The sequence below is a fragment of the Streptomyces sp. PU-14G genome (genome assembly GCF_041028275.1).
Classification (GTDB): Bacteria; Actinomycetota; Actinomycetes; order Streptomycetales; family Streptomycetaceae; genus Streptomyces.
In genome coordinates, this window is record NZ_JASKYT010000742.1 from 1 (window position 1) to 768 (window position 768).

Annotated in this window: 1 protein-coding gene; it reads left to right on the forward strand. The window is 73.0% G+C overall.

What is annotated here, in order from left to right:
- A partial coding sequence (locus tag AB8Z75_RS35100; protein WP_369209209.1) for a hypothetical protein occupies nt 1–559 on the forward strand: 559 nt, incomplete at its 5' end.
- Between the last annotated feature and the right edge of the window lie 209 nt (nt 560–768).

Genomic DNA, 768 nt, shown 5'->3' on the forward strand with positions numbered 1-768 from the left:
CTACGAGCCCCATGCCAGGCCCCCGCACCGCCCGCGGCACCGGGTCTTCGTGCTCGTGATCGTCGTACTGCTGATCGCACTGCCGGCCGGATACCTGGTGCAGTCCGCGTTCCAGAGCCGCGCCAGCGGCAAGGACAAGGAGCGCGCCGCCGCCGCCACGAGCCTCACCTACGGCCGCCCGCCCAAGGTCAGCCAGCGGATCTACGACGTTCCCGTGCCGCTCTCCGCGACGCGGGTCGCCTTCTACGAGACGAACGCGTGGCAGAAGAGCACCATGTGGGTGCAGTTCCGTACCAGCCCCAAGAGGCTCAAGGAGTTCCTGGACGAGGTGGGCAGCGACACGGCGGAACCGGCGAAGCCCGTGAAGCTGCACAAGGGCCGGGTGGCCGTCACCGGCAAGCTGGCCACCGAGGTCGGCTGGCGGTTCGACGAGCCGAGGAGCCACTACTACAGCGCCGTCCACGAGCAGCCCAGGAGCAAGCCGGACCTGAAGATCACTGTGGACATGACGTACAAGAAGCGCCCACGCGTCTACGTCGTGTCCACCACGCGCTTCTGACCCCCGCTTCTGACCCCCGCCCCGCGGCCCCCCAAGGCCCTGCGGGGCGGGGGTCAGAAGGGGGGGGGGGGGGGGGGGGGGGGGGGGGGGGGGGGGGGGGGGGGGGGGGGGGGGGGGGGGGGGGGGGGGGGGGGGGGGGGGGGGGGGGGGGGGGGGGGGGGGGGGGGGCCCAGGAGCAAGCCGGACCTGAAGATCACTGTGGACATGAC